The sequence below is a fragment of the Duganella sp. CF517 genome (genome assembly GCF_900110275.1).
Taxonomy (GTDB): domain Bacteria; phylum Pseudomonadota; class Gammaproteobacteria; order Burkholderiales; family Burkholderiaceae_D; genus Rugamonas.
Genome location: NZ_FODC01000001.1, coordinates 513,717 through 530,032 on the forward strand (window position 1 = coordinate 513,717; position 16,316 = coordinate 530,032).

The following is a 16,316-nucleotide window of genomic DNA, read 5'->3' on the forward strand; positions in this document are numbered from 1 at the left end:
CGCCTTGCAGGGTGTACGATGGCGTCTACGCCACAAAAAAGGAAGCTTGATGGGCCGCGACGATCACCGGAATCAACCGAACCGCGCCTGGGTGCGCATGCCGTCGGAGCGGCGGCTCGATCTGCTCGACCCCACGCCGTTCGACTGGGACGATTCCGACCTGGCGCTGGGGCTGGCGCGCACCTACCGCTGGGGCGGCCACTCGGCGTGGCCGCGCCCGCTGTCGGTGGCGCAGCACTCGCTCACCGTCATGCACTTGCGGGCCGCCGCCTGCAAGGCCGTTGGCGTCGAGCTCGCTCCACTGGCGGCGCTGCGCGAGCTGCTGCACGACGCCGAGGAAGGCCTGCTGGGCTTCGACTGCGTATCGCCGCTCAAGCCGTTTCTCGGGGAGGGTTTCCGCGCGCTGACGGTGCGGCTGGAAAACGCCGTGTTCCTGCGCTACGGCCTGCCGCACTGGACCGACAAGGAACACGCCGCCCACAAGCTGGCGGACCGGCAGGCCGCCGCCAGCGAGGCGGTCCATGTGGTCGGCTGGTCGGCCGGGGAGGTGCTGCACACGCTGAAGATCACCGTGCCGCCGCTCGACGACGACCCGCTGCACGCGGTCTACGGCGGCACCGCGTGGGAACCGTGGGCGCCGCCGCTGGCCGCCGAGCGCTTCCTGGCGGAGCTGGACCGGCTGAAGGCGCTCAGCGCCTGAGCGCCTAAGCGACCGTCGTTGCTGTGGCGCTATCTCAGGCCGACGCCACGCCGATCAATGCCTCGCTCTTCGCCCATAGCCGCGCGGCGCTGTCGGCATCCAACGCATACGACCTGACGCCATCGGCGAACGGGTTCGGCGTGTCGTTGACCGGCGCGACGGCGCAATCCTCCACATAGCGTCCACCGATCTCGTCCTTGTCGGCGACCACCGCCGCCCACACCGACGTCGCGGCGGCCTGCGAAATATCCTTCAGTTCGGACGGCGGCAAGCCGGCGTCGGCGCGCGCCTTGCCCACGGTGGCGAACAGCCCCTGCAACTCTTGCTGGCTGAAATTGCGCGGCAGATCGGTCAGACTGTTCCCCGGCATTACCGAGGTCGCGCGCACGCCGCGTGCGCGGTGCCGCCGGTCGAATTCCACGGCCAACAGCGAAGTGGCCGTCTTCGACCGGCCATAGGCGACGAACGGCTGGTAGGACTGGTGCTCGAAATTCGGATCGTCCAGATCGACGTCGGCCACCCGGTGCGCCTGGGACGACAATACCACCAGGCGCCCATCGTCGACAATAAGCGGTTCGATCCGCTCGATCAACGCGAAGTGGCCCAGATAATTGGTGCCGAACTGGGTTTCGGCACCGTCTTCCGTATGGCCGAACGGCGTCGCCATCACGCCGGCGTTGGCAATGATCGCGTCGAACCGCTTGCCCGCCGCCAGCAATTGGTCCGCAGCGGCCCGCACGCTGCGCAGCGAAGCGAGGTCGAGCGCGATCAACTCCACGCTGCCGCCTGCGCGCGACGCCGCCTCGCGCAGCGGCGCGGTGGCCGGCTCCGCCTTGTCGATGTCGCGCACCGCGCCGACGACGCCGGCGCCCCGCGCCAGCAGCGCGCGCGCCGTCTCCAGACCGATCCCGGACGACACGCCGGTGATCAGGAACCGCTTGCCTGTCAAATCCACCCCGGCCAGCACCTCGTCCGCCGTCGACTGCGCTCCAAATTGTCCGCTCATGTCATGTCCTTGTGTATTGTGGGTAAAAGTGCGCATCGATCAGACGCCCAGGCCGCCGGCCACGTCGTGCACGCCGCCGGTCATGTAGCCGCCGTTCGGCCCCGCCAGGAAGCAGACCAGCGCCGAGACCTCTTCCAAGGTGGCGATGCGGCGGATCGGGTGCAGGTTCATCAGCGCCTCCGGGACGCCGTCGCCCAGCACCTCGGCCGACATGTCGGTCGGCATCACGCCCGGCTGCACCACATTGACGGTGATATCGCGCCCGCCCAGGTCGCGCGCCACGCCGCGCGCATAGCCGGCGATCGCCGCCTTGGTGCCCGAGTAGTCGGCGGCGCCGGCGAACGGCACGCGGGTGCCCAGCAGCGAGCCGATGAAGATGATGCGCCCGCCGTTCGACAGCACCGGCGCCGCCGCGCGCGTGGTGGCCACCGCGCCCATGACGTTGATCTGCCACTGGCGGTCGAGGTTGACCGTGTCGAGCTCGGGGTCGTCGACCGTCTTGCCCTGTACCGCGATCGCGGCGTTGTTGACGAGGATGTCGAGCTTGCCGAACTGCGCCACCACCTGGTCGACCAGCGGCTTGGCGGCGGCCATGTCGGCCTGGTCGCTCTGGATGGCGATGGCGCGCACGCCCTTGGCCTTGAGCTGCTCGACCACGGCCTCCGCCTTGCCGGCCGAGGACACATAGCTGATCGCGACATCCGCGCCCAGGTCCGCCAGCGCCGCCGCCGTCGCGGCGCCCAGTCCGCGCGAACCACCTGTTACCAAAGCTACCTTGCCCGTCAATGTTTTCAGCATACAAACCCCTGTTGGTTGTCGAAGACTATTCGTAACGACCGTTACGATAACGATTAGTATATAATTTTGGAAAGGGCTGTCAAGCGATTTCGTAACAGTCGTTATTTTAAATGTGAGGTGATCTGATGGGACGCCATCGCGAATACGATGTCGACAAAGTGCTCGATGCCACGCTGTGCGTTTTCTGGCGCAAGGGCTATGAGGGCACGTCCTATGCCGACCTGACCGAGGCCGCCGGTGTGGAGCGCCCCGCCCTGTATTCGGCCTTCGGCAACAAGGAAGCGCTGTTTCGCCGCGTGCTGGACCGCTATCAGGAACGCTTCATGAACCATATTCCGGAAGCGCTGGGAATGCCGACCGCGCGCGAGGCGGCGCGGCACATACTGTTCAGTTCAGTCGAACTGAACACGCGCTCCCCGGAGCAAGCGGGGTGTCTTGGCATTAACGGGTCGGTGGCGGGATCGGACGAGTCGGAGCCGGTGCGGCAGGCGTTGATCGACTTCCGCGCGGCCGGCGAGACACAGTTGCGGGAACGTTTCGTCCGGGCCAAGGCCGAGGGCGATCTGCCGCCGCACGCCAACCCGGAGGCGCTGGCGGCGTTTCTGATGGCCGTGATGCACGGCATGGCGGTACAGGCGAAAGCCGGCTTCAGCCGGGAGATGCTGGAAGCGGTGGCCGAGCAAGCGTTGTCGGCCGTGCCTGGCGGCGGCGCCGCGCCCGCCTGAATTCGCAGGAGGCGGGCCGCGCCAGCGCGCCGGCTTATTGCACGTCGAGCAGCTCGACGTCGAAGATCAGGTTGGCGTTGGGCGGAATCGGACCGGCGCCGCTGTCGCCGTAGCCCATCGCCGCTGGAATGATCAGCGTGCGCTTGCCGCCGACTTTCATGCCCTGCACGCCTTCGTCCCAACCCTTGATGACCTGGCCGCCACCGAGCGGGAAGCTGAACGGCGGACGGCCGCTCGACGAGTCGAACTGCGCGCCGTGCTGTTGCGGGGAGTTCGGCTCGTACAGCCAGCCGGTGTAGTGGACCACGGCGGTGGCGCCGGCCACGGCGTCCTTGCCGGTGCCGGTCACCGTATCGATCTTCTGCAAGGCGACGACGGCCGGCGCGACGTTGGCGGCGTTCGGCACGGCCTCGGTGGTGGCCGGCTGGGGCGGCTTGGTCTTGTCGCAGGCGGCCAGCGCCAGGGTGAGCGTCAGGCCGATGGCGCAGGTGGAAAACAGCTTGTTCATGGTGGTCTTTCGTGTTGGTTGTTGGTGAGGGGCGTCGCCGGCAGCATACAGGTCGGCTACCGATATGCCAATACCCGCCCGCCTCCCCTCACTCCAGCGACGAACTTTCCCAGTATCCACGGCGCAAGGCAATCGTCACCGCGTGCGTGCGGTCGCGCGCGTCGAGCTTTTGCAGCACCGTTTTCATGTGCGTCTTGACGGTGTCCTCGCTCACGCCCAGCTGTCCGCCCACGCGCTGGTTCGAATTGCCCTCGGCGACCAGGCGCAGCACTTCGATCTCGCGCTTGCTCAGCACGTCGCGCTGGAAGCTGTTGACCAGGTTGCCGGCGACTTGCCGCGACAGCGGCCGCCGCCCGCCATATACGGCAACGATGTAGTCGCTCAATTCGGTGCGCGCCACGTTCTTGAGGATGTAGCCGCAAGCCCCCGCCTTGAGCCCCCGCGACACTTGCACGTCGCCGCCGAAGGTGGTCAGGATGATGATGCGCGCGTGGGGATCGATGCCCCGGATGGCGGTGGTGGCGTCGATGCCGTTCAGGCCGGGCATCTGCAAATCCATCAGCGTAATGTCGGGACGCAGGCGCTGGTAATGCGCGACGGCCTCGTCGCCGTTGCCGACCTCCGCCACCACACGGAATTGGGGGTCGCAAGCCAGCACGGCGGCGATCCCGCTGCGCAGCAACGGATGATCGTCGGCGATCATCACACTGATGGTTGCGCCGCCTTGTCCTGCCCGTTGTTGTTCCCCTTGCCCTGCCCCATGTCCTGCCATCGCAGCGCTCCTCCATTGACCCGCGTGAGCGTAACATCGCCGATGAAACTTTCCATCACCCTATCGAGTGTATGCCAGCGCCGCCGGCAATGCCAGCTGCCATTCGGTGCCCCGCGTGTCGCTGCGCAACGCCAGCCTGGCGTTGATCCGCGCCGCGCGCTCGGCCATGCCGCGCATGCCCCAGTGGTTCGGGCGTCCGCCGTCGTTGACCACGTCGGCGGGAATGCCGACGCCATCGTCGCGAACGATGCAGCGCAGTTCGCGGCCGCCATACTGAAGCTCCACTTCTATTTTATCGGCTTTTGCATGGCTGTAGGCGTTGGCGAGGGCTTCGGTGACGATCGCCAGCGCCTCGCCGCCGATCGCCGCATGCAACTGGCGCGCCGCGCCGCGCATTTTCAGCTCGACCGGCCGGGCCCCGGGCGGCTGCAGGCGCGCGGCGGCGGCCAGCACCGCATCCGGGAAGCAAAGCTCGCCAACGTCGTCGCCGCGCAATTCCAGTATCCGTCCGCGTCCCTCGTCGACCACATTGTCGGCATGCCGCAGCGCCGTTTCCAATTGCACGCGGGTGGTGTCGGCGGCCGGCAGCCGCATCGCCGCCGCGTGCACATGCAGGATCAGGCTTTGCACCGATTGCAGCAAGGTGTCGTGCAACTCGCGGGCGATGCGCTCGCGCTCGCTGGCGCGCGCCTGCAGGCGGCTGGTGACTTGCCGCGTCATGCGGCCGATGTGCAGGCGGTAGGCCAGCCAGGCGGCCGACAGCAGCAGCGCGCCGCAGGCCGCCTTGAACCACCACGTCTCCGTGACGGCCGGGGCGATCGAGAACCGCACCGACGTCGGCTGGTCCGACCAGGCGCCGTTGTAGTCCGACGCCATCACGCGGAACTGGTAGTCGCCGGCGCCAAGGTTGCTGTAATAGGCGCTGCGCCGCGCGCCGGCGTCCTGCCAGCCGCTATCGACACCTTCGAGGCGATAGCGGAAGCGCACGCGCTCGGGCAGCGCCAGCGAGGGAATGGTGTAATCGATCTGCAAGGCCGAGCTGCCGGGGGCGAAGCGCGCATCCCGGCGCAGCGGCTGGGCGGCGCCCGGCGCGCCGATCGCCTTGATGATGACCGGGTGCGCCGGCGCGGACGGCGCCCGCTCGGCCGGCGACAGGCGGAACAGGCCGGTCGAGCGCACCACCCAGAGCCGCTGGTCGGACGCCTGCACCAGCGACGGCGACGGCGCCAGCCGCGGCGCGGCGCCCTCCAGTCCATCGAGCTGGTCGAGCCGCTCGTGCCGCACCCGGTAAGCCGGATCGCGTTTGAAGCGGGCGATCTCGGCGCCGGGAATGCGGAACAGGCCCGCCGTCGCGTTCAGCCAGAGATCGCCGCTCGCCAGTTCGGCGATGCCCGAGATGCCATCGAAATTCTCGCCATTGACGCCGCCGACCCGCCTGAAGCGGCCCTGTTCATACAGCGCCAGCCCGTTGTCGCCGCCGGCCCAGACATGCGGTCCGCGCAGGTGCAGCGCCATCACCAGCCCGATGGACAGTCCCTCGGCCGGGCCGTAGCGGCGCCAGCCGTCCCCGTCCGCGCGGGCCACCAGGCCGGGGTAGTAGCCCACCCACAACCCGGCCGACGGCGAGCGGGCCATGACGCTGATTTCGCCGGGATGGCTCAACGTTTGCCAGCCGCCACCGGGCTTGAGCCGAAACAGTCCATGCCGCTGGGGCGCCACCAGCACGCTGCCGTCGTCTTCCGCCAGGACGGACTGCACCATCACGCCGGCGGCGGCGGCGGGCAACGCGACCTCGCGGCTGTCGCCGCCGTGCACCCGGCGCAGCGCCCCGTACGTCGCGCCCCACAGCACGTCGCCGGTGCGGGCATAGCCGGTGAGCAGGTTGCCCCATCCGCCCCGCGCCGGCGGCCACAACGCAGTCAGCCGGACCACGCCCGCGGCGTCGGCGGCCACGTGGTAGCCGCCGACCCAGGCGCCGCCGTCGTCGTCGGCCAGGATGGCGGCGCCCAGCGCCGCTTCGGGCACGTCGATTCTCGTCAGGCGAGCGCTGCGAAACCGGTCGATGCCGGTCGAGGTCGCCGTCCAGATATTGCCTTCCTTGTCCTCGAAGATGGCGCCGACCGTGCGCCCGCTCAAGCCTTGCGGCGGGCGCGTGGCCGCGATGCCGCCCCGGCCGCGGTATTCCACACCCTCGGTGAAGCCGGCCCACAGGTCGCCGCCACGGTCGAACAGCAAGGCGGTCGGGTCGCCCAGGTTTTGCCACAGCGGCGGCTGCGCCACCGGCTTGCCCCCGGGCAGCCGGTTGAAGCGGGCGTGCGCGGCATCCCAGCTGACCACGCTGCCATCGGACAGGTTGAACAGCACGCCGGTGCCGCTGTCGACCGGCGCCTTGACGAAGCGCGTGGCGCCGGGCGCGAGCGAATACACCCCGCTATCGCCCTGCAACCACAGCACGCCCCGGCGGTCGCGCAGCAGCGTTTTGTAGCGCCCGTCCGGCAGATCCCACGCAGCCGCCGCGGCGCGCCAGCGCTCGCCCTCGAGATAAAACACGCCCTGCGCGGTGGCCGCCCATGTGCGTCCGATGCCGTCATGCGCGAAGCTCCAGACGGCGCGGCGCGGCAAGCCGTCGCGCTCGTCGTAGTTGCGGATACGTCCCTGTCGCAGCGAGCCGGCCCCGCCGGTGCGGTAGCCGATCCACAGGTCGCCGCCGTCCGCCGCGCTGACCGCGCTGACGTTCTTCGTCAACAACGCCGCGTTGGAGGGAGCGAACGGTTCGAACTGCATGCCGTCAAACCGATACAGGCCGGTTGGACCGCCCAGCCACAGCCAGCCGTCGCTGGTCTGGGTCATCGACAACACCAGCGCCGGGGCGCCGTCGCGCGCCGTCCAGCTGGTGTGGTGCAAGGCGATCGGCGGGCGCTGGGCGACGGCCGCCTGGCAAACGGGCGGCAGCAAGCAACAGCCGGCCAGCGCCAGCGACGCCAGCACCATCCGGGCACCGGCTAGTGGACTTTTCATGAAGGAAGCAAACGTCAAGTAGTTGTAATTATTAAATATTCCGCTACGGCGAATATTGTATAGAAATCACCCGATCGTGGGTATCTCCGCCGTCGGCGCTTGGCTATGCTGCGATTTTATCCACAGGAGGTCATCATGCGAGGCACTATCCCCAGGTTGTTTCAAATCGGTTTGCTGATGCTATGCGTCGCGCTCGGCCAGGCGCAGGCCCAGGCTCAAGGCCAAGGCCCCAAAAGCAACTTCGTCGAAGCCAACGGCGTCAAGCTGCATTACCTGTCCGCCGGCAAGGGCGACCCGGTCATCCTGATGCACGGCTACACGCAGTCGAGCCATATGTGGCTGCCGCTGATGGCCCAGCTGGCGAAGGACCATCTGGTCATCGCACCGGACTTGCGCGGCTTTGGCCAGTCCGGCCTGCCCGCCGGGCCGTACACCAAATCGGCGATGGCGCAGGATGTGCATGCGCTGGCGGCGAGCTTGGGCATCAAGTCGGCCAAGATCGTCGGCCACGACATCGGCCTGATGGTGGCGTATGCCTATGCCGCCCAGTATCCGAAGGAAGTCAGCAAGATCGTGCTGATGGACGCCTTCCTGCCGGGCGTCGGCAACTGGAAGGATGTCTGGCTGCTGCGCGACCTGTGGCACTTCCATTTCTACGGCGAGACGCCGCTGGCGCTGGTCAAGGGCCGCGAACGCACCTATTTCGAGCATTTCTGGAACGATTTCGCCGCCGATAAAACCAAATCGCTGAGCGAAGCCGACCGCAAGTTCTACGCGGCCGAATACGCGCAGCCGGGCCACATGGCGGCCGGCTTCGAAGTGTTCCGCGCGTTTGCCCAGGACGCGGTAGAGTTCGGGGAGTACATGAAAACGCCGCTGACGATGCCGATGCTGGTGCTGACCGGCGAAAAAGCGTCCGGCCAGTTCCTGATCGAGCAGGCGCGCCTGGTCGACCAGAACGTCGAGGGCGTGGTCATCAAGGGCAGCGGGCATTGGCTGATGGAGGAGGCCACCGCGCAAGTGGTGCCTAAACTGGTTCAATTTTTGAAGTGATCGACACGGGAGAAGCGACATGGACTTGCAATTGAAGGGCAAGGTGGCCCTGGTAAGCGGTAGCACCGCCGGCATCGGCTACGCGATCGCCCACACGCTCGCCGGCGAGGGCGCGCACGTGATCGTCAACGGCCGCTCGCAGGCCGGGGTCGACGAGGTGGTCGAGCGCATCCGCCGGGAGACGCAGGGCACGGTATTCGGTTACGCGGGCGACCTGGGCAACGCCGAGGCGGCGCACGACGTGGTCCGGCGGCACCCCGGCATCAGCATCCTGGTCAACAACCTCGGCATCTTCGAAGCCAAGGCGTTCGAGGATATTCCCGACGAGGACTGGCAGCGCTTCTTCGACGTCAACGTGCTGAGCGGCGTGCGCCTGGCGCGGCTGGTGCTGCCGGAAATGAAACGCGCGAACTGGGGGCGCATCGTCTTCATCTCCAGCGAAAGCGCGGTGCAAATTCCGAGTGAAATGATTCATTACGGCATGACCAAGACCGCGCAACTGGCCGTATCGCGCGGGTTGGCCGAGTCGGTGGCCGGCACCGGCATCACCGTCAACAGCGTGCTGCCGGGGCCGACGAAGTCGCGCGGCGTGGGCGACTTCGTCGCCGACCTGGCGCGCTCGAGCGACAAGAGCGCCGAGCAGGTCGAGTCGGAATTCTTCGAGCACGTCCGGCCGACCTCGTTGATCAAGCGCTTCGCCACGCCGCAGGAGGTGGCCTCGCTGGTGGCCTACGTGGTCAGCCCGCTGGCGTCGGCGACGACCGGCGCCGCGCTGCGCGTCGATGGCGGCGTCGTCAAGAGCGCGTTCTGACGCCAGCGGGAGCGGCGTTTATACGCCGACCATCGACACCGCCTTGGTGTTCAGATAGGACTCGAGCGCCTCCGGACCGCCTTCCGAACCGTAGCCCGAATCCTTGACGCCGCCGAACGGCAATTCGGCGCTCGGCGTGGCCGGCTGGTTGATCCACAGCATGCCGACCTCGACGTTGTGCATCAGCTGGTGCGCGTTCTTGATCGAGCGCGTGAACGCGTAACCGGCCAGCCCGAACGGCAGGCGGTTCGATTCGGCGATCGCCTCCTCCAGCGTGTCGAAGCCGCGCACCGCCGCGATCGGACCGAACGGTTCGTCGTTGAACACCATGGCGTTGAGCGGCACGTCGGCCAGGATCGTCGGCGCGAAGAAGTTGCCGGTGGTGCCGACGCGCTGGCCGCCGGTGGCCACCTCGGCCCCCTTGCTGCGCGCGTCCTCGACCACCTGGCTCATCGCGGCCACGCGGCGCGCGTTGGCCAGCGGGCCGAGCGTGGTGCCGTCGGCCATGCCGTCGCCCAGGGTCAGGCTCTCGGCGTGCGCCACCAGCGCCCGGGTGAACTCGGCCTTGATGCTGTTGTGGACCAGGAAACGCGTCGGCGCGATGCAAATCTGGCCGGCGTTGCGGAACTTGGCGCCGCCGCTGGCGGCGACGGCCAGCGCGACGTCGGCGTCCTCGGCCACGATGACCGGCGCGTGGCCGCCCAGCTCCATCGTCGCCCGCTTCATGTGGGCGCCGGCCAGCGCGGCCAGTTGCTTGCCGACCGGCGTCGAGCCGGTGAAGGTGACCTTGCGGATGACCGGATGCGGAATCAGGTAGCCGGAAATTTCGGCGGGGTCGCCGAACACCAGGCCGACCGTTCCCGGCGGCACGCCGGCGTCGACAAAGCACTGCATCAGCGCGGCGGGCGACGCCGGCGTCTCTTCCGGCGCCTTGCACAGGAACGAGCAGCCGGTGGTGAGCGCGGCCGCCAGCTTGCGCACGATCTGGTTGATCGGGAAGTTCCACGGCGTGAAGGCGGCGACCGGGCCGACCGGCTCCTTGAGCACCAGTTGCTGCGCGGCCGGGTTGCGCGACGGCACGATGCGGCCGTAGACGCGCATGCCTTCGGCGGCGAACCAGTCGATGATGTCGGCGCCGGCCAGCGCTTCGCCGCGCGCCTGCACCAGCGGCTTGCCCTGCTCCTGCGTCAGCAGGCGGGCGATGGCGTCGGCGCGTTCGCGCAGCAGGCTGGCGGCGCGGCGCATGATGGCGGTGCGCTCGAAGGCGGAAATCTTGCGCCAGGCATCGAAGCCGCGCTGGGCGGCCGCCAGGGCGTGGTCGAGGTCGGCGATGCTGGCGTGGGCGACCGTGCCGATGGCCAGGCCCGTGGCTGGATTGAGCACCGGAATGGTCTTGCCGCCGGCGGCTTCGCGCCATTCGTTGTCGATCAGAAGGCGGACGTCGGGATAGCTTGCGTTGGTCATTGAGAATCTCCAATCAGGTGGTGTATGCGTGCGGCGGTCGCCCGCTCCATCCTCTACTTTGCCAGAAATACGACAACTCGGTATCGCGCCGCTGGTCATGCCGATTCTGGTGGACCGCGGGCCGGCCCTTGGCGCAAAATGGAACCATCGCGTGAAAGGACTTTCCGACCATGAACTCGAATGTTGCGACATTGAAATTAGCCGGCGTGCCTGCCGTCAGCCGCGCCGAGGAATCCCAGGCCAAGCTGCGCGAATGGCAGCGGGCCGGCACCCTGCTCTCCTTCGTCTATGCGCGCTCGCTGGGCGGCCTGCTGCAAACCGGACACGGACGCATCGTCGCGCTGAGCGATACGGGCCTCACCCTGGACGCCGGCGGCTCGTCACTGTTCGTGGTGCTGCTCGATGCCCGCTACGACGACAGCCCGCAGATTTTCTTCACCGCGACCCTGAGCGGCCACTTCCGGGTGCCGGGCGTTAACATCAGCTTGGGCAACCACGACTGGTTGTTCTTCTCGGCCGACCAGGTCCCGAAGGGCGTGATGCTGTCGCGCGACAACGTGCCCAAGCTGAGATAACGTCTCCGCCGCGGTTCAAATGGGGTCGAACATCTTGCGGTCGACATAGCACCAGCCCCACGTCTCGCCCGGTTCCTTCGAGCGGATGATGGGATGGCCCGTCTCCGCGAAGTGCTTGCTCGCGTGCTTGTTCTTCGAATCGTCGCAGCAACCGGTCTTGCCGCAGATCATGCACACCCGCAGGTGTACCCAGCTGTCGCCGGTCTTCAGGCATTCCTCGCAGCCTGCCGTGTTGGCGCCGCGCGTATGGATCAGGTTCAGGTGTGCACAGCTGTTGCCCATGGTCGCTCCTCCTTAAGATGGAGCCATCTTACCGCGCGGCGGCGCCACCGCCTCCTGGTCTTTTGGCGGGCACCATACCAAGGTATAACTATCGGCGCCGGGCAATGTTGCGCAAAATGAGCTCATCAACAACACAGAGGAGCTCGACATGAACACTTCCGCATCCATCGTCATCGCCGACGTCCATCCGCTGATCCGCGCCGGCATGGCGTCGCTGATCGAATCGGAGGACAACTTCAAACTGTTGGGCCAGGCCAGCAGCGCCAGCCAGGCCGTCGAAATGTGCGAACGCTTGCAGCCCGACCTGCTGCTGATCGACCTGAACATGCCGGACTGCGACGGCATCGAAGCCATCGGCCGCATCAGCGCGCGCCGGCCGGACGCCAAGATCATCATCCTGAGCGGCCACGAGCGCGAGGAGGACGCCGACCGCGGCATGCGCGCCGGCGCCAGCGCCTACATGCTCAAAAGCGCCCCGCTCGACGACCTGATGGCCTGCATCCACACCGTGCTGTCGGGTAAAAAATACATGATGCCGGAACTGGCCCTCAAACTGGCCAGCCGCATCCACGGCAACCAGCTGACGCCGCGCGAACGCGACATCCTCGGCCACCTGGCCACCGGCATGAGCAACAAGGTCATCGCGCGCGCGGCCGGCATTGGCGTCGGCACCGTCAAATTCCACGTCAAAAGCATCATGTCCAAGCTCAACGTCTGCACCCGCACCGAGGCCGCCATGGTCGCCGCGCGTCGCGGACTCGTGCATCTGGCGTGATCGGCTAAACTCGCTATTCAACAACAAGGAGGCACCATGATAGATCGTCACGCGGCAACTTACATCCCGGTCAGCACGGAACGGACCAAGGCCGTCGTCAAGGAATTGCGGCCCGGCATGCGGGAAAAAATCGATGTGGCCAGCCTGGCCGATCCGCACAAACGCGCCGAGGTCGACGCCTGGATCGTCGCCGACGACGACGGCCCGGTGCACTTCATGTACCAGGACGGCCCCGGCGGCCACGAGGTGCAGTTCGGCTTCGCCGACGAGGTGCGCGAGACCATCGCCGAGGCGGAAACCGACCTGTAAGCCGGCGCCGGCCGACGATCAAAACGCCAAAGCCCGTGATAAAATAGTAATTTTTCCGGGAACAAACAACGATCGTCGGGCCCGGCACGCGCACGGTTCGAGGAGCAATCGGCGACCCGGTCGGACTCTTATGAGCATTGAAGTACGATTGGCGCACACCAGCGAGCGCCTTGTGGTGCGCCACGTGATGGAACTGTACCAGCACGATTTCTCGGAGTTCGACGGCACCGACCTGGACGAGCATGGACAGTACGGCTACTACGACCTCGACTGCTTCTGGATCAATCCGAAGTTCTCCGCGTTCATCATCAAGGTCGATGACAAGTGGGCGGGCGGGGGTCAAGTCTGACATTCAGACACAAGCTCAGCCACGTAGCTCCTGAGCTCGTGTCCGAATGTCAGACTTGACCCCGGTGGTTCTTATAATTCATATTTAAATTCATGACCAATTCCACGCTCCCGGCCATCGTCGCCGCCGCCCTCCTGCTGGCCAGCGCCAGCGGCCATGCAGCTCCGCCAGCGGGACAGGACGCCCTCGCCGGCCCCAAAATCAAGGTCGATGTCGGCGGGCGCAAACTCAATATGTATTGCATCGGCAAGGGTTCACCGACCGTGCTGTTCGAGGCCGACATCGGCCGTGCCGGATGGGATTGGTCGGCGGTCCTGCCGGAAGTCGCCAAGCGCACCCGCGCTTGCGTCTACGACCGCGCCGGGCTCGGTTCGAGCGATCCGATCATCCGCGCCTCCACAGTCGCCAACGCCAGCAAGGATTTGAACTTCCTGATCAAGAACGCGCGGCTGGAGGCGCCCTTCGTCGTGGTGGGCGCAGGCTACGGCGCCATGGTGGCGCAACATTTCGCGCTGCGGTCGCGCGGCGCGGCCGTCACCGGCCTGGTCCTGGTACAGCCGATGCATGAAGATGCGCTGCCGGCTGACCGGGCCGCACAACTCGATAGCGCGCTGGCCTGCCTGACGGCGGCGGAACAGGGCAACCCCGGCGCCCCCTGCGCCTATCCCGCCACCAGTTTCAACGCCGACATTGGTCCGGCATCGGCGGCCGCCCAGGCGGCGCAAGCGGCCAAGCCAGCCTATTGGCGCGCCCGCGCTTCCGAGTGGGACGGCATCGAAACCAGCGCCGCCCAGCTGCGTACCGCCCGTAAGCCTTTCGGCGACATCAAAGTGGTGGAAGTGAAGGACGGGCAACCGGCGGCCATCGTCGACGCGGTGATGGGCCTGCTTGACGCGCCAGGCATGATCATCGACGACCGTACCCTGCCCTAAGACAGGGGCGACGCGGCTTGTGTTCCGCTAGCATCAACGCACCCATCGTTGATACAGGAGCACTCCCGCATGAATCGTACCAAACTCCTGGCCGCGACACTGGCCGTGGCCTGCGCCTTGTTGGCCCCGGCCGGCCGCGCCGCCGCGCCGCTGGTCGGCACCCAGGCGCCCGGCTACTACCGCATGATGCTGGGCGACTACGAAATCACCGCCCTGTCCGACGGCAGCCACGCCTTCCCCATCGATACCGTGATGACGCACATCAAGCCGGACGCGATCAAACAGGACCTGGCCGACGCCGAGCTGGCGCAGCCGGTGCAAGGCTCGATCAACGCCTTCCTGATCAACACCGGCAAGAAACTCATATTGGTCGACGCCGGCGCCGGCGCCCTGTACGGCGACTGCTGCGGCAAGCTGCTGGCCAACCTGCGCGCCGCCGGCTACCGCCCGGAACAGGTCGACGAGCTGCTGATCACCCATCTGCACAAGGACCACGCCGGCGGCATCATGGCGCAAGGGGCGGCGGCCTTCCCCAACGCGGTGCTGCGGCTGTCGCAAGCCGAGGCCGACTACTGGCTGACCGCGGCCAACAAGGCCAAGGCGCCGGACTTCCTGTCGACCTTCTTCGATGCCGCCCAGGCCGCCGTCGCGCCCTACCAGGCGGCCGGCCGCTACCAGCCCTACGGCACGTTCGGCCCGCTCGAACCCGGCATCGAGGCGCTGCCCGCGCCCGGTCATACCCCCGGGCACGCAATGTATCTGGTGAAAAATAAAAACCAGCAATTGCTGATCTGGGGCGACATCGTCCACGTGTCCGCGATCCAGCTGCCGCACCCGCGGGCGACCGTCAAATACGACAGCAGCGAGGACGACGCGCACGGTACACGCGTGCGCCTGTTGCAAATGGCCGCCAGCAAGCACATGATCGTAGGCGCGGCGCATATCGCCTTTCCCGGCCTCGGCCACATCCGCCAGCGCGACGGCCGCTATGACTGGTTGCCTGTGAACTACGACGGCGCGCCGGCATCCAACGCCGTCCCCCAATAAACGCAGTGAATCGCCACCTGAAAGGATCACCATGAGCAAGCCAGACGCATCGCCTCCCCCCTCCCCCGCCACGCCGGCGCCGTCCGAGCGGCCGTCCGCCCACGAGCAAGACGTGCTCGACGAGGCGTTGGAGGAAACCTTCCCCTCCAGCGATCCGATCGCCGTCAGCATCACCAAAGAGGAACGCCCACCCAAACGCTGAGCGATGGACTGGCCTTTTGGCAGGAGCTTTACTTCGACGGGCTGACTACACTGCTATGGCAGTATCCCCCCACCCATCAAGGAGCATCAAATGTCCAACAGCAAACTCTCAGTCGACAGCGTCATCACCGAAGACGGCACCCGCATCCATTTCAAGGATTGGGGCACCGGCCCGGCCGTGGTTTTCAGCCACGGCTGGCCGCTGCAAGGCGACGCCTGGGAAGACCAGATGATCTTCCTGGCCAGCAACGGCTACCGCGTCATCGCCCATGACCGCCGTGGCCACGGCCTGTCGAGCCAGCCGTGGAACGGCAACGACATGGACACCTACGCCGACGACCTGGCGACCCTGATGAACGCGCTGGACCTGAAGGATGCGACCCTGGTGGGCCACTCCACCGGCGGCGGCGAAGTGGCGCGCTACATCGGCCGCCACGGCACCGGCCGCGTCGCCAAGGCGGTGCTGGTGGGCGCCGTGCCGCCGCAGATGGTCAAGTCGGACACCAACCCGAACGGCTTGCCGATGTCGGTGTTCGACGGCATCCGCAGCGCCGTGCTGGCCGACCGCTCGCAGTTCTTCAAGGATTTGACCTTGCCGTTCTACGGCTACAACCGCGAAGGCGCCAAGCCGTCGCAGGGCGTGCGCGATACCTTCTGGGCGCAAGGCATGCAGTGCGGCATCAAGAACGCCTACGACTGCATCAAGCAGTTCTCGGAAACCGACTTCACCGAAGACCTGAAAAAGATCGATGTGCCGACCCTGTTCGTGCACGGCAGCGACGACCAGATCGTCCCGATCGACACCGCCGCCAAGGCCGCCGTCAAGCTGGTCAAGAACGGCACGCTGAAAATCTACGAAGGCGCGCCGCACGGCCTGCCGACCACCCACAAGGACAAGCTCAACGCCGACCTGCTGGACTTCCTCAAGTCCTGAGCCTCGCGCCTGGCGGTAGCGGTGCCGGCGGCAAGCCGGTACCCCTATCGGGTAGTC

General features: G+C 67.0%; 20 protein-coding genes. 12 read left to right on the top strand and 8 right to left on the bottom strand.

Features of this window, described 5'->3' with window-relative positions:
• Nucleotides 1-49 precede the first annotated feature (49 nt).
• On the top strand, nucleotides 50-700 hold the full coding sequence (locus BMX85_RS02085) for a phosphohydrolase (RefSeq protein WP_229210248.1): 651 nt from the start codon (nucleotides 50-52) through the stop codon (nucleotides 698-700).
• 34 nt (nucleotides 701-734) lie between these two features.
• Here BMX85_RS02085 and BMX85_RS02090 read toward each other — a convergent pair whose 3' ends face one another.
• Together BMX85_RS02090 and BMX85_RS02095 are read right to left on the bottom strand one after the other, a co-directional pair.
• Nucleotides 735-1,706, bottom strand: a complete 972-nt coding sequence (locus BMX85_RS02090; RefSeq protein WP_090314026.1) for an SDR family NAD(P)-dependent oxidoreductase — start codon at nucleotides 1,704-1,706, stop codon at nucleotides 735-737.
• A 39-nt stretch (nucleotides 1,707-1,745) separates the two neighbouring features.
• On the bottom strand, nucleotides 1,746-2,504 hold the full coding sequence (locus BMX85_RS02095; RefSeq protein WP_090314027.1) for an SDR family NAD(P)-dependent oxidoreductase: 759 nt from the start codon (nucleotides 2,502-2,504) through the stop codon (nucleotides 1,746-1,748).
• A gap of 125 nt (nucleotides 2,505-2,629) precedes the next feature.
• Between BMX85_RS02095 and BMX85_RS02100 the strand changes: the two genes are divergently transcribed.
• Nucleotides 2,630-3,229: a TetR/AcrR family transcriptional regulator gene (locus BMX85_RS02100; protein ID WP_090314028.1), complete on the top strand. Its 600-nt coding sequence runs from the start codon at nucleotides 2,630-2,632 to the stop codon at nucleotides 3,227-3,229.
• Between the two features lie 34 nt (nucleotides 3,230-3,263).
• Here the strand turns inward: BMX85_RS02100 and BMX85_RS02105 are convergent, their stop codons facing one another.
• The 4 genes from BMX85_RS02105 to BMX85_RS02115 all read right to left on the bottom strand — a co-directional run bounded on the left by BMX85_RS02105 (nucleotide 3,264) and on the right by BMX85_RS02115 (nucleotide 7,527).
• Nucleotides 3,264-3,737 carry an FKBP-type peptidyl-prolyl cis-trans isomerase gene (locus BMX85_RS02105; protein ID WP_090314029.1) on the bottom strand — a complete coding sequence of 158 codons (474 nt, stop codon included), beginning with the start codon at nucleotides 3,735-3,737 and terminating at the stop codon, nucleotides 3,264-3,266.
• Nucleotides 3,738-3,825: 88 nt separating this feature from the next.
• Entirely contained in the window at nucleotides 3,826-4,440 is a 615-nt protein-coding gene (locus tag BMX85_RS02110; RefSeq protein WP_090314030.1) for a response regulator, read from the bottom strand.
• Complete coding sequence (locus BMX85_RS31285) at nucleotides 4,440-4,565, bottom strand: hypothetical protein (protein WP_255372367.1); 126 nt, start codon at nucleotides 4,563-4,565, stop codon at nucleotides 4,440-4,442. Before BMX85_RS31285 ends, BMX85_RS02110 begins: the two co-directional genes overlap by 1 nt.
• Nucleotides 4,566-4,569: 4 nt before the next feature.
• Entirely contained in the window at nucleotides 4,570-7,527 is a 2,958-nt protein-coding gene (locus BMX85_RS02115) for a sensor histidine kinase (RefSeq protein WP_090314031.1), read from the bottom strand.
• 135 nt (nucleotides 7,528-7,662) lie between these two features.
• Here BMX85_RS02115 and BMX85_RS02120 point away from each other — a divergent pair, with 135 nt between their 5' ends.
• On the top strand, nucleotides 7,663-8,580 hold the full coding sequence (locus tag BMX85_RS02120; RefSeq protein WP_229210249.1) for an alpha/beta fold hydrolase: 918 nt from the start codon (nucleotides 7,663-7,665) through the stop codon (nucleotides 8,578-8,580).
• A 19-nt stretch (nucleotides 8,581-8,599) separates the two neighbouring features.
• Nucleotides 8,600-9,391, top strand: a complete 792-nt coding sequence (locus tag BMX85_RS02125; protein ID WP_090314032.1) for an SDR family NAD(P)-dependent oxidoreductase — start codon at nucleotides 8,600-8,602, stop codon at nucleotides 9,389-9,391.
• An 18-nt stretch (nucleotides 9,392-9,409) separates the two neighbouring features.
• On the opposite strand, the gene BMX85_RS02130 is transcribed toward BMX85_RS02125, so the two are convergent.
• The gene (locus BMX85_RS02130; RefSeq protein ID WP_090314033.1) at nucleotides 9,410-10,855 is read right to left on the bottom strand and encodes an NAD-dependent succinate-semialdehyde dehydrogenase; all 1,446 of its coding nucleotides are present in this window, start codon (nucleotides 10,853-10,855) and stop codon (nucleotides 9,410-9,412) included.
• Between the two features lie 170 nt (nucleotides 10,856-11,025).
• Between BMX85_RS02130 and BMX85_RS02135 the strand changes: the two genes are divergently transcribed.
• Nucleotides 11,026-11,430, top strand: a complete 405-nt coding sequence (locus BMX85_RS02135) for a hypothetical protein (RefSeq protein ID WP_143067878.1) — start codon at nucleotides 11,026-11,028, stop codon at nucleotides 11,428-11,430.
• A 15-nt stretch (nucleotides 11,431-11,445) separates the two neighbouring features.
• Here BMX85_RS02135 and BMX85_RS02140 read toward each other — a convergent pair whose 3' ends face one another.
• Nucleotides 11,446-11,712, bottom strand: a complete 267-nt coding sequence (locus tag BMX85_RS02140; protein WP_090314035.1) for a UBP-type zinc finger domain-containing protein — start codon at nucleotides 11,710-11,712, stop codon at nucleotides 11,446-11,448.
• A 148-nt stretch (nucleotides 11,713-11,860) separates the two neighbouring features.
• On the opposite strand from BMX85_RS02140, the gene BMX85_RS02145 reads away from it, so the two are divergent.
• The 7 genes from BMX85_RS02145 (at nucleotide 11,861) to BMX85_RS02170 (ending at nucleotide 16,259) form a co-directional block, all read left to right on the top strand.
• A complete protein-coding gene (locus BMX85_RS02145; RefSeq protein WP_090314036.1) occupies nucleotides 11,861-12,487 on the top strand; it encodes a response regulator in 627 nt (208 codons plus the stop codon).
• A gap of 36 nt (nucleotides 12,488-12,523) precedes the next feature.
• Nucleotides 12,524-12,796: a hypothetical protein gene (locus BMX85_RS02150; RefSeq protein WP_143067879.1), complete on the top strand. Its 273-nt coding sequence runs from the start codon at nucleotides 12,524-12,526 to the stop codon at nucleotides 12,794-12,796.
• A 130-nt stretch (nucleotides 12,797-12,926) separates the two neighbouring features.
• Nucleotides 12,927-13,145, top strand: coding sequence for a hypothetical protein (locus tag BMX85_RS02155; RefSeq protein ID WP_143067880.1), 219 nt, complete (start codon nucleotides 12,927-12,929; stop codon nucleotides 13,143-13,145).
• A gap of 92 nt (nucleotides 13,146-13,237) precedes the next feature.
• Nucleotides 13,238-14,077, top strand: a complete 840-nt coding sequence (locus tag BMX85_RS02160; RefSeq protein ID WP_090314039.1) for an alpha/beta fold hydrolase — start codon at nucleotides 13,238-13,240, stop codon at nucleotides 14,075-14,077.
• Between the two features lie 69 nt (nucleotides 14,078-14,146).
• Nucleotides 14,147-15,124: an MBL fold metallo-hydrolase gene (locus tag BMX85_RS02165; RefSeq protein WP_090314040.1), complete on the top strand. Its 978-nt coding sequence runs from the start codon at nucleotides 14,147-14,149 to the stop codon at nucleotides 15,122-15,124.
• A 31-nt stretch (nucleotides 15,125-15,155) separates the two neighbouring features.
• Nucleotides 15,156-15,326 (top strand): hypothetical protein, encoded by a 171-nt coding sequence (locus BMX85_RS30360; protein ID WP_177196629.1) that lies wholly within the window; start codon nucleotides 15,156-15,158, stop codon nucleotides 15,324-15,326.
• Nucleotides 15,327-15,416: 90 nt separating this feature from the next.
• Entirely contained in the window at nucleotides 15,417-16,259 is an 843-nt protein-coding gene (locus tag BMX85_RS02170; protein WP_090314041.1) for an alpha/beta fold hydrolase, read from the top strand.
• Nucleotides 16,260-16,316: the final 57 nt, after the last annotated feature.

Coding starts and splice junctions, on each gene's coding strand:
- BMX85_RS02085 (WP_229210248.1), top strand. CDS start 50: ATGGGCCGCGACGATCACCGGAATCAACCGAACCGCGCCTGGGTGCGC.
- BMX85_RS02090 (WP_090314026.1), bottom strand. CDS start 1,706: ATGAGCGGACAATTTGGAGCGCAGTCGACGGCGGACGAGGTGCTGGCC.
- BMX85_RS02095 (WP_090314027.1), bottom strand. CDS start 2,504: ATGCTGAAAACATTGACGGGCAAGGTAGCTTTGGTAACAGGTGGTTCG.
- BMX85_RS02100 (WP_090314028.1), top strand. CDS start 2,630: ATGGGACGCCATCGCGAATACGATGTCGACAAAGTGCTCGATGCCACG.
- BMX85_RS02105 (WP_090314029.1), bottom strand. CDS start 3,737: ATGAACAAGCTGTTTTCCACCTGCGCCATCGGCCTGACGCTCACCCTG.
- BMX85_RS02110 (WP_090314030.1), bottom strand. CDS start 4,440: ATGATCGCCGACGATCATCCGTTGCTGCGCAGCGGGATCGCCGCCGTG.
- BMX85_RS31285 (WP_255372367.1), bottom strand. CDS start 4,565: ATGGAAAGTTTCATCGGCGATGTTACGCTCACGCGGGTCAATGGAGGA.
- BMX85_RS02115 (WP_090314031.1), bottom strand. CDS start 7,527: ATGAAAAGTCCACTAGCCGGTGCCCGGATGGTGCTGGCGTCGCTGGCG.
- BMX85_RS02120 (WP_229210249.1), top strand. CDS start 7,663: ATGCGAGGCACTATCCCCAGGTTGTTTCAAATCGGTTTGCTGATGCTA.
- BMX85_RS02125 (WP_090314032.1), top strand. CDS start 8,600: ATGGACTTGCAATTGAAGGGCAAGGTGGCCCTGGTAAGCGGTAGCACC.
- BMX85_RS02130 (WP_090314033.1), bottom strand. CDS start 10,855: ATGACCAACGCAAGCTATCCCGACGTCCGCCTTCTGATCGACAACGAA.
- BMX85_RS02135 (WP_143067878.1), top strand. CDS start 11,026: ATGAACTCGAATGTTGCGACATTGAAATTAGCCGGCGTGCCTGCCGTC.
- BMX85_RS02140 (WP_090314035.1), bottom strand. CDS start 11,712: ATGGGCAACAGCTGTGCACACCTGAACCTGATCCATACGCGCGGCGCC.
- BMX85_RS02145 (WP_090314036.1), top strand. CDS start 11,861: ATGAACACTTCCGCATCCATCGTCATCGCCGACGTCCATCCGCTGATC.
- BMX85_RS02150 (WP_143067879.1), top strand. CDS start 12,524: ATGATAGATCGTCACGCGGCAACTTACATCCCGGTCAGCACGGAACGG.
- BMX85_RS02155 (WP_143067880.1), top strand. CDS start 12,927: ATGAGCATTGAAGTACGATTGGCGCACACCAGCGAGCGCCTTGTGGTG.
- BMX85_RS02160 (WP_090314039.1), top strand. CDS start 13,238: ATGACCAATTCCACGCTCCCGGCCATCGTCGCCGCCGCCCTCCTGCTG.
- BMX85_RS02165 (WP_090314040.1), top strand. CDS start 14,147: ATGAATCGTACCAAACTCCTGGCCGCGACACTGGCCGTGGCCTGCGCC.
- BMX85_RS30360 (WP_177196629.1), top strand. CDS start 15,156: ATGAGCAAGCCAGACGCATCGCCTCCCCCCTCCCCCGCCACGCCGGCG.
- BMX85_RS02170 (WP_090314041.1), top strand. CDS start 15,417: ATGTCCAACAGCAAACTCTCAGTCGACAGCGTCATCACCGAAGACGGC.